At 41.7% G+C, this 21,816-nt stretch carries 19 protein-coding genes and 2 CRISPR repeat arrays (2 of these 21 running past the window's edge); of the genes, 18 read left to right on the top strand and 1 reads right to left on the bottom strand.

From position 1 onward, the window contains the following. A CRISPR array of direct repeats spans positions 1–997; the repeat unit is 29 nt; unit sequence GTGTAAATTTCTCCGTTGGAGTTTGAAAC (it extends 3 nt beyond the left edge of the window). 256 nt (positions 998–1,253) lie between these two features. Beyond that, positions 1,254–3,134: an RNA polymerase sigma factor RpoD gene (gene rpoD, locus Q0198_RS05950; protein WP_297896077.1), complete on the bottom strand. Its 1,881-nt coding sequence runs from the start codon at positions 3,132–3,134 to the stop codon at positions 1,254–1,256. 404 nt (positions 3,135–3,538) lie between these two features. Between rpoD and Q0198_RS05955 the strand changes: the two genes are divergently transcribed. From Q0198_RS05955 to cas1, 18 genes are all read left to right on the top strand, one after another. After that, entirely contained in the window at positions 3,539–4,021 is a 483-nt protein-coding gene (locus tag Q0198_RS05955; protein ID WP_291937702.1) for a 3-isopropylmalate dehydratase small subunit, read from the top strand. Positions 4,022–4,030: 9 nt separating this feature from the next. Next, positions 4,031–5,101, top strand: coding sequence for a 3-isopropylmalate dehydrogenase (gene leuB, locus Q0198_RS05960; protein WP_297896079.1), 1,071 nt, complete (start codon positions 4,031–4,033; stop codon positions 5,099–5,101). 9 nt (positions 5,102–5,110) lie between these two features. Continuing rightward, the gene (locus tag Q0198_RS05965; RefSeq protein ID WP_297896081.1) at positions 5,111–5,353 is read left to right on the top strand and encodes a hypothetical protein; all 243 of its coding nucleotides are present in this window, start codon (positions 5,111–5,113) and stop codon (positions 5,351–5,353) included. Continuing rightward, positions 5,346–6,707, top strand: a complete 1,362-nt coding sequence (locus Q0198_RS05970; protein WP_297896083.1) for a hypothetical protein — start codon at positions 5,346–5,348, stop codon at positions 6,705–6,707. Before Q0198_RS05965 ends, Q0198_RS05970 begins: the two co-directional genes overlap by 8 nt. Next, positions 6,667–7,788 (top strand): CCA tRNA nucleotidyltransferase, encoded by a 1,122-nt coding sequence (locus tag Q0198_RS05975; RefSeq protein ID WP_297896085.1) that lies wholly within the window; start codon positions 6,667–6,669, stop codon positions 7,786–7,788. Before Q0198_RS05970 ends, Q0198_RS05975 begins: the two co-directional genes overlap by 41 nt. 49 nt (positions 7,789–7,837) lie before the next feature. Further along, on the top strand, positions 7,838–8,596 hold the full coding sequence (locus tag Q0198_RS05980; protein WP_297896087.1) for a hypothetical protein: 759 nt from the start codon (positions 7,838–7,840) through the stop codon (positions 8,594–8,596). After that, positions 8,589–9,077 carry a tRNA (cytidine(34)-2'-O)-methyltransferase gene (locus Q0198_RS05985; protein ID WP_297896134.1) on the top strand — a complete coding sequence of 163 codons (489 nt, stop codon included), beginning with the start codon at positions 8,589–8,591 and terminating at the stop codon, positions 9,075–9,077. Before Q0198_RS05980 ends, Q0198_RS05985 begins: the two co-directional genes overlap by 8 nt. Further along, positions 9,065–10,426 (top strand): endonuclease/exonuclease/phosphatase family protein, encoded by a 1,362-nt coding sequence (locus Q0198_RS05990; protein ID WP_297896089.1) that lies wholly within the window; start codon positions 9,065–9,067, stop codon positions 10,424–10,426. Before Q0198_RS05985 ends, Q0198_RS05990 begins: the two co-directional genes overlap by 13 nt. Then, the gene (locus tag Q0198_RS05995; RefSeq protein ID WP_297896091.1) at positions 10,423–10,557 is read left to right on the top strand and encodes a hypothetical protein; all 135 of its coding nucleotides are present in this window, start codon (positions 10,423–10,425) and stop codon (positions 10,555–10,557) included. The genes Q0198_RS05990 and Q0198_RS05995 overlap by 4 nt, the downstream gene beginning before the upstream one ends. Further along, positions 10,541–12,568, top strand: coding sequence for a glycine--tRNA ligase subunit beta (gene glyS / locus Q0198_RS06000; RefSeq protein WP_297896093.1), 2,028 nt, complete (start codon positions 10,541–10,543; stop codon positions 12,566–12,568). The genes Q0198_RS05995 and glyS overlap by 17 nt, the downstream gene beginning before the upstream one ends. A gap of 72 nt (positions 12,569–12,640) precedes the next feature. Then, the gene (locus Q0198_RS06005; RefSeq protein ID WP_297896095.1) at positions 12,641–13,372 is read left to right on the top strand and encodes a CRISPR-associated endoribonuclease Cas6; all 732 of its coding nucleotides are present in this window, start codon (positions 12,641–12,643) and stop codon (positions 13,370–13,372) included. Between the two features lie 116 nt (positions 13,373–13,488). Further along, positions 13,489–15,282, top strand: a complete 1,794-nt coding sequence (locus Q0198_RS06010) for a TM1802 family CRISPR-associated protein (RefSeq protein WP_297896097.1) — start codon at positions 13,489–13,491, stop codon at positions 15,280–15,282. Then, entirely contained in the window at positions 15,282–16,199 is a 918-nt protein-coding gene (gene cas7b / locus Q0198_RS06015; RefSeq protein ID WP_297896098.1) for a type I-B CRISPR-associated protein Cas7/Csh2, read from the top strand. The genes Q0198_RS06010 and cas7b overlap by 1 nt, the downstream gene beginning before the upstream one ends. Further along, on the top strand, positions 16,200–16,913 hold the full coding sequence (gene cas5 / locus Q0198_RS06020) for a CRISPR-associated protein Cas5 (RefSeq protein WP_297896100.1): 714 nt from the start codon (positions 16,200–16,202) through the stop codon (positions 16,911–16,913). After that, on the top strand, positions 16,903–19,080 hold the full coding sequence (gene cas3 / locus Q0198_RS06025) for a CRISPR-associated helicase Cas3' (protein ID WP_297896102.1): 2,178 nt from the start codon (positions 16,903–16,905) through the stop codon (positions 19,078–19,080). Before cas5 ends, cas3 begins: the two co-directional genes overlap by 11 nt. After that, positions 19,080–19,577: a Dna2/Cas4 domain-containing protein gene (locus Q0198_RS06030; RefSeq protein WP_297896104.1), complete on the top strand. Its 498-nt coding sequence runs from the start codon at positions 19,080–19,082 to the stop codon at positions 19,575–19,577. The genes cas3 and Q0198_RS06030 overlap by 1 nt, the downstream gene beginning before the upstream one ends. An 8-nt stretch (positions 19,578–19,585) precedes the next feature. After that, the gene (gene cas2, locus Q0198_RS06035) at positions 19,586–19,864 is read left to right on the top strand and encodes a CRISPR-associated endonuclease Cas2 (protein ID WP_297896106.1); all 279 of its coding nucleotides are present in this window, start codon (positions 19,586–19,588) and stop codon (positions 19,862–19,864) included. A gap of 16 nt (positions 19,865–19,880) precedes the next feature. Beyond that, positions 19,881–20,879 carry a CRISPR-associated endonuclease Cas1 gene (cas1, locus tag Q0198_RS06040; protein WP_297896108.1) on the top strand — a complete coding sequence of 333 codons (999 nt, stop codon included), beginning with the start codon at positions 19,881–19,883 and terminating at the stop codon, positions 20,877–20,879. 387 nt (positions 20,880–21,266) lie between these two features. Next, positions 21,267–21,816: direct repeats of the CRISPR family, unit length 30 nt; unit sequence GTAGAATTCCATCCCGTTGGGAATTGAAAC; it runs 3 nt beyond the window's last position.

Below are 21,816 nucleotides of genomic sequence, written 5' to 3' on the forward strand. Positions count from 1 at the left end.
TAAATTTCTCCGTTGGAGTTTGAAACAAATTTCTGCTTCGCTCATTTCGCAAATAGATCCAGGTGTAAATTTCTCCGTTGGAGTTTGAAACTATCAGACAAAACTCCTGCGCTAGCATCGTGGCTAGTGTAAATTTCTCCGTTGGAGTTTGAAACTTGTCGGTGCGAGTAAAGACGCTTAGAATGATCTGTGTAAATTTCTCCGTTGGAGTTTGAAACGGAGCTGTAAATTTTGCTATCTATGCTATCCGAACATAGTGTAAATTTCTCCGTTGGAGTTTGAAACAGTTTGAGTTAAGATAATTCACATAGACATCGTAGTGTAAATTTCTCCGTTGGAGTTTGAAACTTAGTTGAGTCTGGTGATACTGTAAATGTTTGTGAGTGTAAATTTCTCCGTTGGAGTTTGAAACCGTATTCAAGCTCCTCGCGCTGCTTGCGTAGCTTGGTGTAAATTTCTCCGTTGGAGTTTGAAACAACTTCTGCCCTTGATTTTCGTTAAAAAAATCCTGGTGTAAATTTCTCCGTTGGAGTTTGAAACGGAACACCTAAGAACCATCTATTCATTCTAGCCATGTGTAAATTTCTCCGTTGGAGTTTGAAACAAGTTGGATTATTAGTTTGAGCAAAAGCTTCACCGTGTAAATTTCTCCGTTGGAGTTTGAAACACTCGTAAAGTTGCTCTAGCTTTAATGAAAGCTTGGGTGTAAATTTCCTCCGCTGGAGTTTGAAACTCGATCCCCCACATCTACGCACTCCTTGAGGAGCGAGTAAATTCTCTCCACTGGAGTTTGAAACCATCGTAAATAAAAGCATCAGCAAAATCGAAATAACGTGTAAATTCCCTCCACTGGAGTTTGAAACTCAGATGAAAAAAAATTGCTTGAGCTTATCTGCCAAGCAAAGTGTAAATTATCTCCGATGAGGTTTGAAACTGGCTATCACCCATGGAGTGCGTCCATTCGGCAATGTGTAAATTTACTCTGTTGGAGTTTGAAACTTACGGACTTTAAACCTTAAGCATCTCAAAATCGGTATTCAAAGCACTGCTACATTTTACTATGCCTTGATTTGTGCTCCGCCTGATAAAATTTAGGCTGAAAAATACATTATTGACGATTCCAGCTTGGATATTAGCGGATTTAAATTTTTGTCGTGTTTTTAAAATCAATCATACCGACGCCAAAGCCCAGCTATCTAATGAATTTTAAATTTGCCGGGCGTTCAAAGAGTAAATTATATCGGCGTTTTGCTCTAGCTCTCGATATAGGTTTTGAGTTTGCGGCCGATCTTTGGGTGCTTTAGCTTTTTGATCGCCGAGCTTTCGATCTGGCGGACGCGCTCGCGAGTGATATTGAGCTCCTTACCGATCTCTTCAAGCGTGCGGTCGCTCTCGTCGTCAAGCAATCCGAATCGCATGCGGATCACCGTGCGCTCGCGGTCGTTGAGTTGCTCTAAGATGTCGTTGATCTGCTCTTTTAGGTCGGATTTTAAAATTTGCTCGATCGGCGAAACCGAGCTTTTGTCTTCGACGAAATCGCCGAATTTGCCGTCGTCCTCGTTTCCGATCGGCGCTTCTAGGCTGATCGGCTCCTTTGTGATTTTGATGACCTGCTTTACCTTATCGACGCTAAGGCCTACCTCTTGCGCGATGACGTTGATATCGGGCTCCTTGCCGCCTTCTTGCATATATTTGCGCGTGATTTTATTAATTCGATTTATCGTCTCGATCATATGGATCGGGATGCGGATCGTGCGCGCTTGATCGGCGATGGCGCGCGATATCGCTTGGCGGATCCACCACGTCGCGTAGGTCGAAAATTTATATCCGCGCTTGTATTCAAATTTATCCACCGCCTTCATAAGCCCGATATTGCCCTCCTGGATGAGGTCTAAAAACGGCAGTCCGCGGTTGGTGTAGCGCTTGGCGATGGAGACGACCAGGCGCAGGTTGGACTTCGCCATGCGTGCCTTTGCATTGTCGCTGATGCGCTTGCCGCGCTTGATCTGCTCTAAAATTTCTTTCAGCCGCTCGGGTTCGAGATTAAAGCTTTTTTTGCTCGCTTCTTTTGTCAAAAAGAGCTTTTTTATATCGACGTAGGTCGAGACCATCGTAGCTTCCGGCACGCGCGCGATGATGTCGTCTTTGCTAAGCTTTGTGATATCTTTTAGGATTTTTTTGTGATTTTCGCGCAGTTCGGCGCTAAACATCGGCAGCTTGTACTCTAAGCGTTTGAGCTCCTTTTCAAAGCCCTCGTCGCTTTTTAGCGCGGTCTCCATCGATTTTACGATCTCGGTGATGAGCTTGCTGGTTGGACCCAGATCCATGAGTTTTTCTTTTAAAATTTTCTTTTTAAACGCCAAGTTCAGCTTCGATAAAATTCCTTTGCTCTGCTTAATCGCTTCGGCGTTTTTCTCGGCAAATTTCATCCAGTCTTTTTTTGCTTTTTCAAGAGCCTTGAAGCTTTCGATGACCTTTAGAGCGCGCTTATCGTTCTTTTTGGATCGCCTTTGCTTCGCCTCGTCCGCGCTCTCCTCATCCTCCTCATCATCGTAATCATCCTCCGACAACTCCTCTTCGTCCTCCTCTTCACCCTCTTCGTCGCTGTCGTCAAAGCTTTTGAAAAGCTCCTTTACGCGGCGCTCGCGGTTGATAAGCGGCTCTTTATAGTCTAAAATGAAGTCTATTAAGTACGGCACCGAGCAAAACGCGTCGATGATGATGTCCTCGCCGAGCTCGATTTTTTTGCTGATCTCGATCTCCTCTTCTTTGGTTAGCAGCGGGATCTGTCCCATTTCGCGCAGATACATCCGCACAGGGCTGTCCGAACGGCTCCACTCCAAAAGCTCAACGTCGCTGGATAGGTCAAACTCCTCGTCCCAGCCCTCGTCCAGTAGCTTTTTTTGCGTGGCTTCTTTGAGTTTCGCGTCCTCTAAATTTTTGATTTTGGAGATTTCTGCGGCGGAGATCAGCTCGACGTCAAATTTTTTCGTAAGCGCTTCGACTTTCTTAACGGCCGTCGCGGTGGGGGCTTTATCGAAAAATTTTATCAGTCTTTCGTAGGTGATGTAGCTTTTTTGATTATCGTCGAAAAATTGCTCGATGGGGCTTAAGGCGTCTTTTGGGCTCGCCATAAAATCTCCTTGTGTCGTTGTGTATTTGGTTTTGGAAAATTGGATTATACCGAAACGCTCTTTATTTTTGCTTATATGCGGTGCAAACTATCTAAATTCAATAATTTTTGAAATTCTAGAAACTAGGCTAAATTTTAAAATTTAGGTTATATTTTTAGCTAAATTTAAGACTACCCGCTAAAATTCCGCGTTCGCAAGACGAAAATTAGCGCGCCGAAATTCCGCCCTTTACGCCGCCGATTTAAAATTTAACGCCTCTAAACTTCCTATCTTTGCGCCCTTGCGCTTAAATTTAGCCCCAAATTTTAAGCGAGGAATTCCGCCCTCACATCGGAGCGATTGAGCGGATTTTAATAAATTTGTCGGTAAAATCGTGCATCTATTTTAAAATTTAAGGCGGAAATATGGCAAAAGTATGGAAATTCGGCGATGATATCGACACCGACATTATTATCGCGGCGCGCTACCTAAATACCTCCGATGCGGCGGTGCTTGCGACGCACATTATGGAGGATGCGGACAGGGATTTTTCGTCCAAAATAGCTCGCGGCGACATCATCGTAGCGGGGAAAAATTTCGGCTGCGGCAGCTCGCGAGAGCACGCTCCGATGGCGCTTAAGGCCGCCGGGATTTCATGCGTGATCGCAAAAAACTTCGCTAGGATTTTTTATCGAAACAGCTTCAACACGGGCTTTTTGATCCTCGAATGCGACGAGACGGATAAGATCGCGCAGGGCGACGAGCTTAGCATCGATCTAAAGGGCGGCGTAATTAAAAATTTAACCCAAAAAACTCAGTATAAATTCGGCGCGATACCCGAGTTTATGCAAAAGCTACTCGACGCGGGCGGAGCGATAAATTACGCAAAAACAAAGATAAACTTGTAAGGAATTTGGATGAAAAAATACGACGTATGCGTGATAAAAGGCGACGGAATCGGTCCTGAGATCATCGAAGAAGCGATCAAGGTGCTCGATGCCGTAAGCCATAAATTTAATTTCGAGCTAAATTTTGACTACCGCTTGATGGGCGGCGCGGCGATCGATATTATGGGCGTTCCGCTTCCAGATGAGACGCTAAATACCGCTAAATCGAGCGATGCGGTGCTTTTTGGTGCGATCGGCGGCGCTAAATGGGACGGCCTGCCGCGCGAACTGCGCCCGGAAAGCGGACTGCTAAAAATTCGCAAAGAGCTTGGAGCGTTTGCAAATCTGCGTCCTGCGATGATTTTTGATGAGCTGATAAACGCTTCGACGCTAAAGCCGGAGATCATCAAAGGCGTCGATATAATGGTGGTGCGCGAGCTTACGGGCGGGATTTATTTCGGGCAGCCGCGCGTTAAAAACGAAAAGGACGCGCTAAATACGATGTGCTACAACGTCTCTGAGATCGAGCGCGTGGCTAAGGTCGCGTTTGAGGCCGCGCTTTTGCGCAATAAAAAGATAACGCTCGTGGATAAGGCCAACGTGCTTGAAACAAGCCAGCTGTGGCGCGAGGTCGTAAGCGAGCTAGCGAAAAATTATGCGGGGATAAATTTGGAGTTTATGTACGTCGATAACGCTGCGATGCAGCTCGTACGGGCGCCTGCGCAGTTTGATGTGATTTTAACGGAGAATTTGTTCGGCGATATTTTAAGCGATGAGGCGAGCATGATCTGCGGCTCGATCGGGCTGCTTCCGAGTGCAAGTATCGGCGGTAAGGTAGGAATTTACGAGCCGATCCACGGCAGCGCGCCCGACATCGCGGGGCAGGGGATCGCAAATCCGATCGCTACGATCTTAAGTGCTGCAATGATGCTGAAATACGCATTCGGCGAGAATGAAGCGGCAGAAGCGATCGAGCTTGCCGTACGAGCCGTGCTTCGCTACGGATACCGCACCAAGGACATCGCGCAGTACGATGCCAAAGAAATTTGCTCGACTGCAGAGATCGGCTCAATCATCGCAGATTACGCGGCTAAGGCTTAGGAGCTAGCTTTGAATGGCGCGCTAGCATACGCTATGGAGCTTGAGAAAAAAGGCGATGTCTACGGCGCAATGCGGATTTGCCGCGGTATTTTACGCGATAATCCGCAAGATGGCGATGCGGCGGTGCTTTTTGCGCGGCTAAATTTAAATCATCGGGTAAGCTCGGGCGTCAATATGGCGATGCTGGAGCGCTTTTTAAGCGTCGATGCGCGCAAACAAGCAGAATTTAAGAGGTGGCTAATTGATGTATGAAAATGAACTGGAAGATATCATCGAAGCAGTAAATGAGATGAAAGCACAAAGGCGCGCGCAAGATTTGGTGGCGCAGCAAGAGGGGGCTGCAAATGCAAACAGCGCTGAAGCAGAAGCGCAGGATGCTTTAAGCCCCGCTTCTTTTACGCCAGATCCCATTGCACCTGATGCCTTAAATTCTACATCTGCACCGAATATCGCTTCATCAAATGCGCAAAATTTCACTTCCTTAGATACTAAAAATTCCACTTCGCGCTTTGTTTCATCGGACGCTTTAAATTCCGCCCTAGATCGTTATCGTTCAAGTTCCATGGCGAGTAAGAGCTCTGCGTCTAGCAGCGTGAAATTTGCAGCGGACGCTACTTTAAAAAAATCTGCCGCAAAAGATGAAAATTTTACTTTTTCCAGCGAGGAGAATTTTAAAAATTCTGATCTTGCAGGCGGTCAAAATTCCGTGGTTTCCGTCTCTTTAAATGGAGGAAATTTTATAAATTCCATTTCTGCAAGTGGCAAAAATTCCACAAATTCAACCTTTATAAACGATGAAATTTTAAAAAGCTCCGCCGCAAAATTTGACGAAAGCTTGCGTGATTTATCAGGCATCGCAGGTGAAATTTACGATAGTTTAGGTAGCGATATGAATGGGTTTGCTTCGCCGCAAAGCAGGGACGCAAGCATAGCGCAAAGCTCTGCCGAAAGTAAAGATTTTGAATTAGCGCTAAATTCTACGAATGACGACTCCCAAAGTAAGCAAGATTTGACGCCTCGTATTTTAGGCGCGCATTTTAAGGAGCTAAGCAATGACGATTTTGGGCCTGGCTCTGATTTCAAAGAAAACGAAGTTGACGATTATTTCAGCACAGCGCATTCTAAAAAGCAGGATTTAGCGTCACTTCAAGCTCAAAATTCCGCCGCGCTAAATATCCGCAATGTTGCCGCGCGCCAGCAAAATTTCGTTTCGCAGCCACAGAATTTTACTATGCCTGAGGCGCGAGACGATGAGCTTGCCACGCCGCAGCTTTGTAATTCTGCCGCGCAGGATATGCAAGCGGGAAGTTTTGTTTCTTCTGGTGCTAAAAATTCCGCCACGTGCCATCCTGAAGCAGTGCGACATTTCGGGGCTGCGAGACAACCTCAAGCGGGCTACAAATCAAAATATCTCGCAAATGCAGATTTTAAAATTTCAAGCGAGGCGGAGTTTTTGAGCGCGATAAAAGAGCGAATTTTAGTGCTTTTTGAGGGGCTGAACGCTTTTGAGAAGGGCGATTTGAACGCGCGTGTGGAGCTAAATTTAAAATTTATGGAATTTTTGCTTGCAAGTATCGAAAACCGACTTGAAAATCTATCAAAATGACGATTTCATCGCGCTTTTAGATTATCTTAAAAAATTTAGCTCACGCATATATCTGGTAGGCGGCTGCGTGCGCGATCATTTTTTGGGGCGGGCGAGCGCTGATGTGGATGTGGAGCTTTACGATGTGGATCCGCACCGCTTCGAGCAAATTATGCAAGACTTCGGCGCACAGGGCGTCGGCAAGAGTTACTTCGTCTATAAATATAAAAATTTCGATGTTTCGCTGCCGCGCACCGAGAGCAAGACGGGCATCGGACACAAGGGCTTCAGTGTCGCTTTGGCTACGGACGAACATGAGGCTAGCAGGCGGCGCGATTTTACGATCAATGCGATGATGATAGACGCTATAAGCGGTAAAGTGCTCGATTTTTACGGCGGGCTTGCGGATTTGCATGCGAGGATTTTGCGAGTGGTTGATCCGCACACTTTTGTGGAGGATAGCTTGCGCGTGTATCGCGCGGTGCAGTTTGCCGCGAGATTTGAGCTTTGCGCCGAGCCTCGCACCTTAGAGCTCATGCGTAGTATCGACGCTAGCGATCTTAGTTGCGAGCGCATTAAAGCAGAGCTGATTAAATTTTTCCGTGCACCTACGCACCGATACGGAATGATGCTAATGCAAGAACTAGGGCTTTACGAGCGGGTTTTTGGATTGCGGATTGATACGCGTACGCATGAGCGGCTGATAAAATTCATAGAGCGTGGCGAATCTTTCGTGCGAAATGAAATGTTTTTTTTATATGCGTTTTTGAATTTTTTAGGATTAGATAAAGATAAAATTTTGAAAAATTTAGGGCTAAATTCTCTTTATAAAAGGCTACTTAGCGAGCCGTTTTTTAAGCGGGTGAGCGACGAGCGACTATGTAAAATCGCTCTAAAAATGCCGCTTAAGCAGTGGCTCGGGCTATATTGTAAAGGTAGGGTGCAAGCATCAAAGCGGCTTGGGATTTGGGATAAGAAATTTAAAAGCTTGGTTTGCGCCGCGGATGTCGCTCGCAATCTGCGCGGCGCTGCGATCGGCAAGGAGATTGAGAGGCTGCAAGAAGCGGAGATTAGGGCGTTCGTAGCGGCTTTAAAAGCGTAAATTTAGAGAGATTTTTGTAAAATCGCCGTTTTATTTAGGAGCTAGTTTTATGAAAAAATTCTATCGTCGCGACGAAATTTACGCGTTTTGCAAGAATGCTGCGTCTTTGCAAAAATGCGCTTTTTGCTTTGATCGCAGGCAAAATTTCGTGATTTTTGCTGCGCGAAATTTTATCTTTTGCGGCGAGCGAAATTTAAATTTTTGCGGCGTAAGATTTCATAGCAAAAAGCTTAGCTCGGTAGGATTTCACGACGCGGAATTTGACCTATTAAAATTTCATCCGTCGTGCCGCCATACCGAAAAAGCCCACGAGGCGAAGTTTTATGGATCGCGCGAATTTCGCAGATCACATCGCTGCGGCGAGAAATTATACGAGCCGTGTGGTAACGATGCGGAATTTCACGGCTCGCATTACAGCGAGATGAAATTTTGCGGATTAGGACATCTTGGCACAAAATCTCACAGCCTGCGTCATATTAAACGTATTAAAGCAAAATTTAGCGAGCCGTATCGCGCGTCCTGTTCTATGGGGGTAGCTGCCTCGGCGCACCGCATAAGAACAAAAGAGACGTATCGTTGTGAGGAGAGATCTGACGTACTGCAGCGTCGCAAAATCATGAACCTAAATTTTATTTCACAGAATTTCAAATTATGGAATTTTGCCCATTTAAATTTGCAAGGCTTTACTGCGCAAAATTCCAAGCCGCGTAATTTGGCTTTGCAAAATTCTAAATCTCAAAATCTCGCTTTGCGGAATTTTAAATCGCAAAATTCTGCTCATGCAAAATCGGCGGTTTTTGATGTTTAATATCGTGTTAGTATATCCGCAGATCCACACAAACACGGGCTCCATCGGGCGCATGTGCGTCAATGCGGGGTGTCCTTTGCATCTGATTAAGCCGCTAGGATTCCTCATCGACGACAAGCATCTGCGCCGTGCGGGGCTTGATTATTGGGCGAACTTGGATCTTAAAATTTGGGAAAATTGGGACGAGTTTATGGCGGCGAACGAGAAATTTAAGCAACGCTTCTTTTTTGCGACGACGAAGACGAACAAGCTCTACTACGAGGCGAAATTTCAACCGGGCGATTTTTTGATTTTCGGCTCGGAGGGGCACGGGCTGCCGCTTGAGATCATGCGCATAAATCGCGAAAACTGCATCACGATCCCTATGAGCAGCGCGGGGCGCAGTTTAAATTTAGCCACCAGCGTGGGCATCGTAACCTACGAAGCGATCCGCCAAAACATCGATAAATTTGACTTTAGGAGCGCAGTTTGCGAGTTTTAGCGCTACTTTTTGCGGCGTTTTTCTGCGGCGCGAGTGCGGCGGAGCTGAAAATCGCATCGTTTAACGTGCAAAATTTATTCGATGGCAAGGACGACGGCACGGAGTACGCGGATTTTGAGATCGGGCGCGGAGGCTGGAGCGAGCAAAAATACGAGCGCAAGCTGCAAGCGGTGGCGGATGAGATAAGCGCACTTAATGCCGATATTTTGGGGCTGCAAGAGATCGAAAACGAAGTCGTGCTAAAAGCGCTTGCGCAGAAGGCAGGCTATAAATTCTACGCTTTTTCGCGCGCGCAGACTGCACCTGCGGGCGTGGCGGTGATGTCGCGCATACCGATAAAATTTCAAAAAACTTACCGCCCGACAGAGCTTAAAACACGAGATATTTTGCGCGCTGATTTTGCGCTTGGCGGCGCTGATTTTAGCTTTTATGTCGTGCACATGCTCTCCGCACGCAATCCACTAAGCGAGCGCAAGCGCAATTTCGCCTTTTTACGCGAGGTTTTGCAAGGGCACCAACGCGCTATCGTAGCGGGAGATTTTAATACGAATTTTGGGCGAAATTCTTTGCTAAACGAGCTTATCGAGCGCGATGGATTTAATGATTTGTGGGCGCTGCATCCCTGCTCGCAGTTAAAGCATTTTGGCTCTTGTGAATCTCATGAAAGCGGCGCAGTGCTCGATCATATCTTGCTTAGCGACGATTTTTTTAGTAGCGAGCCTGGATATAAAAAGGACAGTTTCGCTGTTGCTAAATCCTCTACTGCTTCCGATCATTTCCCGATTAGCTTCATTCTGACAGACGAGGGCGCTTTAAAATCTACGCCGAAAAAGCAAGAATTTTTAGCTAAAAATACCACTAGCTCCGCAAAGACCGTCACGATAGAGGAGCTTTACGGGCGCATTATAAGCGAGCCTGTGCTGATAAAAGGCGTAGTCGTGAGCTTTACAAACCGCCATGGCTTTGCGATCTCCCAAGATGGAAGCGGAGTTTTTGTCTATGGCGGCAGCGGGCTGCGGTTAGGCGATAAACTCGATCTGCTAGTAAAAAAGACGAAATTTTATAAGCAAAGCTTTGAAATCGACGATTTTGAGATCGTAGCTAGAAGCGGCAACGTAGGCTCTATCGCGCCATACGTTTTGCCTAGCGCATCAGTGCGGCAGCTGCGCGCAGGAGATGTGATAAGCACGATCAAAGGCGACGTTAAAGACGGCATAATCGATCTAAAAGGCGCGGGCGAGTTTAGAATTTTTCGCAAAAGCGCTCCTGTGCAAAACGGCAAAAATTTAGAATTTAAAAATGCCTATTTTACGATTTATAAAGGGCAAAAGGAATTTATAGTAGAATGATACACGCCGTTATAACCGCACTTTTCGTGCTTTTTATGATATTTATGATCGTAGGATTTAACCTCGAAATGATGGAGAAAAACGAAAAACGAAATCAACGAAAAAAGGATAAAGATGGAACTACTCATTGAGATTGGGGTCGAGGAGCTGCCTGCGATTCCGTTTTTAAAAGAGCGTGCGAATATCGCGCCAAAATGGCGCGCGGTGCTTGAGGCTAACCGCATAAATAGCGACTTTCGCTTCGAATTTAGCCCGCGTAGATTCGTGCTATTTCACGAGGATTTTCCACAACGCGGCGATGATGCGCAGATCGTAAGCACGGGCGCGCCAAAATCCGTCGCGCTCAAAGACGGCGCGTGGAGCCCTGCGGCGCTAAGTTTTGCTAAAAAATGCGGCATAAGCGAAAGTGAGCTGGAATTTCGGCAGATAGGCGGCAAAGAGGTGCTCTACCACGCTGCGGTGCAAAAGGGGCGCGATAGTCGTGAAATTCTAGGCGAAATGATAGAGGAGTTTTTACGATCGCTAAATTTTGGACGTGCAATGCGCTGGGGTAGCGGCGAGTTTGAGTTTATCCGTCCGATAAGAAGCATAGCCTGCGTTTTGGGCGGTCAAAACGTAGATTTTGAAATTTATGGCGTGCGAAGCGCGGCTGCATTTTTTCCGCACCGAAAATTTGGCTACGAAGCGATTAAATTTAAAGACGCCGCAGGTTATTTTACACTGCTGGAGCGTAACGGTGTAATTTTAAGCGAGCAAAAAAGAAAAGATAAAATTCTAAGCGAGTTTGCAAAGCTCGAGAAAAAGCATGGCTTTAAGATCGAGGTCGATCCTGCGTTGCTAGATGAAGTAACGGCGATTACCGAGTATCCGACGGCGCTGTTAGGCAGCTTTGAGCGAGATTTTTTAAGCGTGCCAAAGGAGGTCATTATCACTTCGATGAAGGAGAATCAGCGCTATTTTCCTGTTTTCGAGGGTAAAAACTTAAGCAATCACTTCGTTGTCGTTAGTAATGCGATCACCGATGATGACGAGCTGGTGATACGCGGTAATGAAAAAGTTTTACGCGCGCGCCTAAGCGATGCTATGTTTTTTTGGAAAAGCGATTTGCAAGCGGAATTTAGCCCTGAAAAACTTAAGCAAATTTCCTATATGCAAGCTCTTGGCTCAGTTTATGATAAGCAAGTGCGCGAGCTAGCCGTAGCAAAGGCACTGAGCGCGGATTATGCTACACAGATTGAGGCGGAGATCGGCAAAAAGGATTTTGCGCAGGATATAGAAAATGCCGTAATGTTTAGTAAAGCAGATCTTAGCAGCACGATGGTGGGTGAATTTAGCGAGCTTCAAGGCATTATGGGTAGTTACTATGCCGCACATGCTGGACTGGCAGATCATGTATGCCGCGCGATACGCGAGCAATATCTGCCTAGTGGCGAGGATAGCGAGCTGCCAAGCGGTGTATTTAGTAGCGTAATCGCTGTGGCGATGAAATTTGAAACGCTCCTGGGGCTTTTTAGTATCAATAAAGTTCCAAGCGGCAATAAAGATCCGTATGCGCTTCGCCGCGCAGCTACGGGGCTAATTAAAATTTTACTAAATCAAGGATTGAGCTTTGATGCGAATGCGCTGGCGCAGAAGCTGGCGCCAAATTATAAGAAATTTGACATTTCTAAGCTGCTGGATTTTATAAAAGATAGATTATATGGTGTTTTTGACAAGATAAATCCGTCCGTGATCAAGGCGTGCATCGCAAGCGGCGAAAACGATCTATTACTACTAAGTAAGGCCATAAAGGCGCTGGGCGAGATCGCAGCAGCAGCGGATTTTGCAGAAAATTTCGCAACTTTTAAGCGCCTAGCCAATATCATCAAGGACGAAAAAATAGGCGCGGTGGACGAAAACCTATTCGAACACGACGCTGAGCGTGCGCTAAATGCGGCGTTCAGGGCGATTAAGCTCAACGAAAACGACGTGAGTGGGTATCTGCGCTCACTATTTGGGCTTAAAGGCGTGATTGATAATTTTTTCGATAACGTAATGATAAACGTCCAGGATGTCAAGATACGCGCAAATCGTATCGCAAATATCGGGCAAATTTATCGCGCGTTTTTGCAGTTTGCCGATATCAAAGAGATAGGATTTTAATTTCACTTAGAACTCATTTGCCCAAGGTTTACGCGAATCTTGGGCAAAATTTTACTGCGCAAAGGAGCGCAAATGCTAATCATCAACGCAAAATTACCAACTAAAAATCTAAAAATCACAAAATCTCTCTCGCAGTTGATTCAGGGCTTTCTTTATCGCTATCTGCCGGCTTCAGAGCACGTAGGATATAGGCACGAATCAAGCGGTAAAATTTTTAAACGCACAGTGTTTGATTTTATCTTGCGAGGAGAGGACTTGCGCGTGCGATTTGCTTCATGCGAGCCGGAGTTTGAACGTAAAATCGCACTAGCAATACTAAAAGACGGACTAAGCTTGGGTGAAATTCTATTTATGCAAACTACCGTCGAAGCGAAAAACCATAAAATTTGCGAGAACGAAGCTATTGTGCAAGGCTACGTGGCGTGCGCAGTAAGCGGGCTTTTGGGACATAAAGTCTATTTGCAGCCGCAAGATAGCAGGCATTTAGAGATGATGAAGACGAATATTTTACAGCGATTTGAGACGATTACGGGGCGAAAATATGATGGCGAAATGGAGTTAAATTTATTGTGGCAAAAGCCCGGCGAATCTGTGAAATTCTATTACGGCAACAATCGCGAGCCGGTATATGCGTGGCAGGCAAGATGGAAAATTGTAGCTAATGCTGAACTAATAAATTTGATCCTTGGCACGGGCGCTGGAAGTGGGTGTATGAACTACGGAGTAGGGGTTTTGGAGGTTGTAAAGCAAGACCTTATTAAAGTACAAATTTCTAATCCTAAAAAGGATAATTGCTTGCTTTGAAATCGATTGTATAATAAAAATCCAAAAAAGGCAAATCATTCTTCTAAAATACAATAACTATTGACAATATAATTAAAATTAGTTATAATTCAGGTATGTTTTAGAAAGGATAAATTTTGGGCGATATAGTTAAAATTTTTTCTAGTATCGGCGAGATTTATGATAAACAAAAAACTAAAATTAACAACAAGAGCTACGAATACGATGCTATTAAAATTTATCTTTGCGATATTAAAAGCAAAGAAATATCGGTAAATAACAATATTTCAAGAGACGATTTAATAGTTTGTAGATTTGGTATAGGCGCGAATTCTGGCAATTTGTTCCCTAATGTCCAATTCATTAGCAAAGCCGTAAAAGACGATACGCCTAAATTTATAAAAGGGATTTTAAAAGCTGTAAAAAATATGCTTTCTTGCTTCAATCCTGTCGATATTAAAAATGATAAAATATTAACGGATTTATCTAGCTTAAACGAGAGCTTTTTTGATGATATTTTAAGTGAAATTACAACTCTACAAGAAGAGCCTAAAAAAAAGGGCATGAAAGTAGCTACTTTTTTTGCATTATCTTGGGAGGGTAGACCGATTTCAGCGTATTTCAAAAATATTTTTACGAGTCATTTAGGCGATAGCAATAATGGTAAAACTACCAAAATTTATGGTTATGATATGCTTACAAATAGTATTGGTATCGGCGGAGATGCGAATTTGGCGTTTTGTTCTGTAAATGAGCTACCGGCTGCTTTGCAAGACATTAAAGTTAGATTACTACCTCTAAATAGTGCTAATGCAAATTTGGTTAAAAACGGTTTTATGGCAATTGATAAGGAATTATCTTTTAATTTTTACGGGGATAAAATGGCGGTCTTACCGACGTTAATGGTAAATGATACAAATTTATTAGAAAAAATAGTGGAAATTTTAAAAGATCCGAGCGAAAAGAAAAAAGATCTGCAAGGCATACAAAATATCGAAGAAAGTATTAATTACGAGTTGGAATTCGTAGCTAAAGCACAAGCAAATATGCCCGTACTAAATACAATTTTATTTTATAAAAAAAGCAATGCTGCGGTTAATGTATTATTGCAAATAGATGATGTATTGCCGTCTTATATTTCTAAAATTTCCGATTTAATGGGTAAATATAATATTAGGGCGATTAGGCGAAAAGATAGTAAAGATCAGCAAGATGATACTATTTACATGCAAAATTTATTTCTTAAAAACATCGACATTATGAATTTTTTATTATCGCAAAATAGGATGAATTTGGACGATATGATGGAAAAATATGCTACTTTGATTTATAAAGGTAATATTAACTCTAGCTATGCGTCAAAAATAGAATGGGGATTTTATTTTAATCGCGTTAAGACATATCAAAATAGAAGTATAGAAAGTATCGAAAAATATCAAAATTTCTTTAATGAAATAGGTGCTTTAAATGAAAAAATATCATTTGCAAGGGAGGTTAATTTGCAAGGCTTAAGTGATAAAAAAGAGCTAATAAGCTCGATTTTGAAAAATAGCGAATTTCTAAAAGATAATGAAGTATTGCAGAGTGCATATTTGCTAGGAATGATGTCCGCAGGGTTGATAAATCGTCAATTTGCTATTAGCAAAAATAGTTCATTCGAAAAATGGCTGAATAATGCGGGACTAATTACGAAAGAGCTTTTAGAACGGATTTGGACCAAGTGCGATGAAACCAATAAAAAACTCTCCAATGTATCGCGAGGAAAAAGAAGCGCTAATATAGAAATCATGCGCGATATTTTGATTGGAATTTTACCAAGTGCGTTTTTATCTCAAAAGCGAGTTAAGAGCGCTTATGTAACGCTAGCTTTTGCTATGGGCGGAAGTGATTTTACGAAATATATTAAAGATAACACTCAAGGAGACGAGTAATGAAAAAGAAGGAAATTCTATTTCTTTGGGACGGCGAAAATTTTAATCCAAACGGCGATATGCTAAGAGATAACGCTCCTAGGATAGACGATGAGACGGGTATAGCAGAAGTTACTGATGTACGTATAAAGCGAACAATTAGAGATGAAATTATGAAAAAAGACGAAAGTGCGATTTTCATTAAAGAGTATAAAAGAGATGAAAATATCTTAGATTGCAAAAGCGCAATACGTGAAGTAATTAACGTTAAGCAAGAAAAAATTGAGATTGAAAAAGAAATTTTATCTAAATTTATTGATATTCGCGCATTTGGTGGAGTTTTGCCGATATCGGATAAAGACGAGATGAAAAAAGAAGGCATAAAAACAGCCGGAATTCAATTTGTTGGACCCATTCAGTTTAGAATGAGCAGATCGCTTCATAGAGTTGCGGTAGAGCATATAAAAGGCACCGGCGCATTTGCAAGCAGTAGCGATAAGGCAAATAAAACGTTTAGAGAAGAAGATTTTTTAAATTATGCAATCTTTGCAACTTACGGAATAGTGGATAATCATAGTGCAAAGATTACAAATTTAAGTGAAGATGATGTAAAAGTGATTTTAGGCGCGCTCTGGAGCGGGACTAAAAATTTAATTACTCGCACGAAAATGGGTCAAATGCCTAGATTTATGCTAGTAATTACATATAAAAATGATACTTTCGCTGGAGATTTAAATAACTGTGTGGCTATAAATAGTAGCAAAGAAGACATAGAGATAAGAAGTATAAATGATTTTACAATTGATTTTTCTAGATTAAAAGCTAAACTTACCAGATACGCGCAAGAGATCGAAAAAATAGAGTATATGAGCGATTTTGACTTCGAGCAAAATAACAGATCACAATTTGATAGTAATTGGATAAAAATAGGATTTTAAATGGATATAATAGCTTTTGAGCTATCGGGAGATTACGCGCATTTTTCTCATCCGGCTACTATCTACTCGTCTCTTACATACCCGGTGCCGCCAAAGACTGCCGTCATGGGGCTTTTGGGATCGATTATAGGTGAAATGAATTATTTTAAACTTAACGATATAGGTTATAGCGTTATTTTAAGTTCGCAATTTCGCAAAAAAACTATGATTTTTAACGGTATAAAATTTGCTCTATCGTCAAATATGCATATCGAACAAGGCTATCAAGATTCTAGCGAGAAAAAGCAGTTTTATAAAGAGCTAATAAAAGATCCTAGATATGTCATATTCGTTGATTTAAGTGCTTTAAATGCTTCTTATAAAGAAAAGATAATCGACAGCTTAAAAGCTCATAGATGTATCTTTACGCCATATTTAGGTATAAATTTTTGTATAGCGGATTTTAAATATATCGAGATAAAAAATTGTGAATTGGTGCATGAAAAAGAAAGTTTTATAGATACGTTCGTTTTGATGGACGATTTTATATTTGATGCACAAAGCTTTGATATCAGACTTACTACGGCTCGAATGGCTTGCGGATGCGAGGAGGGTAGAATTTTTAAGGATTTTAAAGATTTCGTTATCAAGCTAAGCGGCAATAGTCAAATCAAAGCAAAGAATAGAGGAAATATTTATCAAATAAATGACTACAAGGTCTACTTTGCAAAGTGAGCTGCTATCACATCCTAACAAACCACTAATAAAGCATATAACAAATATGCTTGCTGAAGCGGATAGTAGGCTTTTACAATGCATTAAAATTTATCACGATATAGCTAAGCTAAAAACTAATTTTCAAATTTATATCAAAAATCCTACCGAAAAAATTGCAGATAAAAATCATGCTTTATTATCCTCTTACATATTTTTACTAAATTCAGAATTTAATGAGCTAGATACGGCTTTTGGATTTTTATCCATCGTATCACACCATGGAAATGTAGAAAATTTTTGCGAGCTTACAACGCAAAATAAAAATTTCGGCAAATATTTTGAGAGCTCGAAAGAGCTAGACTTTTGGGATGAAGTCTTAGATAAAGCTTTAGGTTTAGAAATTTACAAAGATATTAAAAGCGATAAAAATGAGCTTTTAATTAAAGCTAAACATTTAAGAGAATACTCCAAATTTACGAAAAAGAAGTTTGATTACGATGACTTTTTAAATTTCAAAGACATATTTTCGTCACTTATTTATAGCGACAAATATGAAGCTATTTTTAATCAAAGAATTCCTGCTTCTAAACCGGCGAATCCTAATACGATCGAAAAATATATCAAAGTCCTGGAAAATCGTAAGCCAAATGAAAAAAGAAGCGAGTTTAGAAAATTCGTTTTAAATAATTTCGATGTAAATCATAATCTTTTTACTTTAACTGCGCCTACGGGCTACGGCAAGACTTTGACTGCGCTAAATTTTGCTGCCAAATTTAATAAAGAACGTATTATTTACGTGCTGCCGTTTACGGCTATCATAGATCAAGTTTATGATGAGATAAAAGAGATTTTCAAAGACGATAAAAATATATTAATTCATAAAATTCATCACAAAACTACGATAGATGAAAGCACTCCGCAAGATCGCTATTCTAAAGTTAAATTTTTGATGGATTCCTTTAGCGGAGATATTAACGTAACCACGCTATATCAATTTATATTTGCACTCTTTGGAAACAAAAATAAAGATAGCGTAAAATTTAACCGATTAAAAAATAGTGTAATAATAATCGATGAGGCGCAGGCAGTACCGTATAAGTTCAGGGCGGATTTTATGAAACTTTGCGAGATGATGGCGGAGAAATTTGGCTGCATTTTTATCTTTATGTCCGCTACGATGCCTATTGTTGATGCGACTAAATTTAAAGAAATTTCAAATTTAGATTACTTCAAAGACCAAAATAGATACGTTTTAAAGTGGTTTGATGGTGACGAAAGTACTTTAAAAGACAAGATTAGACAATTAGCAAAAGGCAAAAATACACTAGTCGTTGTAAATACCATTAAAAAAGCGCAAGAGCTATTTTTGGAATTTTGCGACGAATTTAAAGTTTTTTGCCTAAACGGATATATGTGCGACGATCACAAACGAAAAAATATCGAAAATATAAAAGATGCAATTGCAAAAAATAAAAGTGGGTGCGGTGATCCGATCTTGCTAATTTCTACGCAGTCTATCGAAGCTGGTGTGGATTTGGATTTTGATGTCGGATTTAGAGAGATAGCACCCATTAGCTCGATTATCCAAACCGCCGGTCGCATAAATAGAAATTTCGCAGCTCTGGGAGAATTATACGTATTTAACGATATTTGCGACTATTCCGATCTCATTTACGGTGATTTAAAACGCATTAGCGATAATATTTTGATAAAAATTCTAAAGCAAAGATATATCATCGAAAGCGAAATTTTAGATATTTCCACTAGGTATTTCAGCGCCATAAAGCAAAGCCTAGAGAGCTTATTTTTGGCGGAACAGATGCGGGAGCTCGGATTTTACGATATAAACGAAAAGATTAGCGCGGCGATGGATGATAGGCTTAAAATTTTAGTAATAATTGAGCCAAAAGAAGATTATATTAAAGAATTTCAAAATGAAATTTTTGAAATCAATAGGCTTGATATGGACAAATTTAATAAGAAAGATATATTTACGAATACTATTAAGAAAATTAATAGATTTGGTGTAAATATCACAGAATTTGATGCAAAGCGTTTAAATATAAAGCGTATTGATGGGCTAAAAGATGTCTATTATTTACCATTCGGCGATACTTCGTACAATAATAATTTCGGGATTAAAAAGGATGCCGCCTTAAATCTCAAGAATGAGTTTTTCGACTAATGTTTTGCAAGGACCAAATCACCGGCACGCTTGTGAATTATTACATCACCTGCAAGCGCGAGGCATGGCTTTACGCACACAATATTCACGCCAATCAGGAAGATGAAAACGTGCTGATGGGCAAGGCACTAGCGGATATCAAAGAGAACGGTTTGCAGGAATTCGCATTTTCAAATTTGAAATTTGATAAGCTTTCCAAGCAGCGCGGACATTATCTCATCACCGAATATAAAAAGAGCCTAAAAAATCCAGAAGCAGGCAAGATGCAGCTGCTTTTTTATATCTATCTTTTAAAAACAGGCTTAAATTTAAAAGAGGTGAAAGGCAAGCTAATTAGCGGCAAAACCGTCATAGCCATTGAGGATAACGCCGAAAATTTCACTAAAATCGAAATAATTCTAAACGGCATTACCGCCATTGTAAACGAGCCAAAGCCGCCTAAATTTAGCCCGCAAAAGATTTGCGAGAGTTGCGCTTATCGTGATTATTGCATTTAGGAGATAGAATGTACGCTATTTTATTTTACGATATTTCAAGCAGCGACGAAAAGGAGAAAAATAACGCTGCACGCGTCCGAAAGGCGGTCGAGAAGTTTCTGCCTCGCGTGCAATTCAGTGTTTTTGAAGGTGAAATCAGAGCGAGCGATCTTAAAAAATTACTGGCGATTTTGCAAAAAGAATGCTTTAACAAGCTTGATTCGGTAGTAATTTATACTTTTAATTCGCTTAAATATTCACAGCGTCTCGTCATCGGGTGCGATAAAAACGAGGCAATATTCAGCTAAAATTTAAGGATAAAGTATGCAAAAATCGGATCGCACGCATTTTATTTTGAGCCCAGGCCGATTGCGCCGCAAAGATAATAATCTATACTTCGATAAATTTAACGACGAGGGCGGAATTCTAACTAGTAAAATTTTGCCGATTAATGCAATTGATGAAATTTATATTTTGGCGCGGGTAGAGCTTGACACTTATGCTATGGCGTTTTTGGCTGATAATAACATTTTGTTGCATATTTTTAGCGCCTATCAGAGCTTTCGCGGCAGTTTTTTCCCGAACACTTCAAATTCTGTAAATAAAAGTGGCTTTGTACTTTTGGCGCAGCTGCGGGCTTTTGATGATCTTTCTAAGCGCCTTTTTATCGCTCGCGAGATTACTCGCGTTCGCATCTTAAATGCAGCCATTAATTGCAAGGCTTACGGCGTTTCGCTCGATACTGCGTCGCATCTGGATGCCCTAGCGCGCGCCTGCGACATAGCAGCGGTAATGGCAGTGGAAGGCGGCTTTGCCAAGCAGTATTTCGCGGCCTGGAACGAAATCATCGAGAATCAGCGCAGTTTTAAATTTACGACGCGCTCCAAACGCCCGCCGGCAGATAAAATTAATGCCCTCATTAGCTATGTAAATACGCGCATTTATAACATCTGCCTCAGCGAAATTTACAAAACCGAGCTTGATCCGCGCATCGGCTTTTTACACGAGCCAAACTACCGTGCGCTAAGTCTGCATCTTGATCTTGCAGAGATTTTTAAGCCTATTTTAGGCGATAGATTAATTTTTGGAATGTTAAACAAGCGCGAGATTACGGCAAAAGATTTTGAAACGGATGCGGGACGTATTCGATTCGGTAAAGAAGCGGTGCAAAAAATCGAGCTAAAAATGATTGAGAAACTATCATCTTGCGCGAACGTAGCGGGACAGAGCTTAACCTGGCGTCAAATTATACGTCGCGAGGCAAATCAGATTAAAAAATACGTCTGTGAAGGTGTGCCTTACGAGGGGTTGGTATGGCGGTAGGTTGGGCCTTCAAGTTTAAATTTATATTTTTGAAATCTTAACTAGAATCACTTACGCCTATAGATTACGCCCTCTTAAAATGTATGTTTTTTGAAATAAATTTGATCTGAAGCACGGAACGGCGAACGAATTGGCTTTAAAAACACATATGTTTTTAAAATTTCAGCTTTTTATTATTCACACTTCGATTTTTGAATATCTTTATATTTAGATTTTAACATTTGCACTCACGATACATATAGATAGCGATAAAGTTGCTTTTAAGATTTTGAAATGCCTAATTTTGGGCATTGAGCAATCGAAGCTTTTTTAAATTTAGTCCATTTTAAGGCATAAAAATATATACTCCTAACACTTTCTACCTAGAAAAATGGCAAAATTCGTGCTATAGAATTCCATCCCGTTGGGAATTGAAACTCATACGTTTGGATGTATTGCTGCATCGCGCGACGTAGAATTCCATCCCGTTGGGAATTGAAACAAATCCAAAACGTCGCGGATGACGCCGCAGATAAAGTAGAATTCCATCCCGTTGGGAATTGAAACTCGATCTGGCGAGCAAGCGCGCAAGGGAATTAGAGTAGAATTCCATCCCGTTGGGAATTGAAACTGCTGATGAGTGCGGTAAATGCCGAAAACGAGGCGTAGAATTCCATCCCGTTGGGAATTGAAACCGCGTCCTACCATAGAGCCCCATATTTCAGGCTCTAACGTAGAATTCCATCCCGTTGGGAATTGAAACCCGCTACGCAAGTTTTCGGCGCGGCGCTTTCTTTAAGTAGAATTTCATCCCGTTGGGAATTGAAACGTGAAGCTAGACACCATATCATTGATTTCACTTGTGTAGAATTCCATCCCGTTGGGAATTAAAACTTCTGCCACTGCATTTTATAGCGTCCCGCAGGAATGTGGAATAATTCTATCCTTTGGAAATTGA

Origin of the sequence: uncultured Campylobacter sp. (assembly GCF_938045205.1) — a bacterium.
In the GTDB taxonomy this organism is placed as follows: domain Bacteria; phylum Campylobacterota; class Campylobacteria; order Campylobacterales; family Campylobacteraceae; genus Campylobacter_B.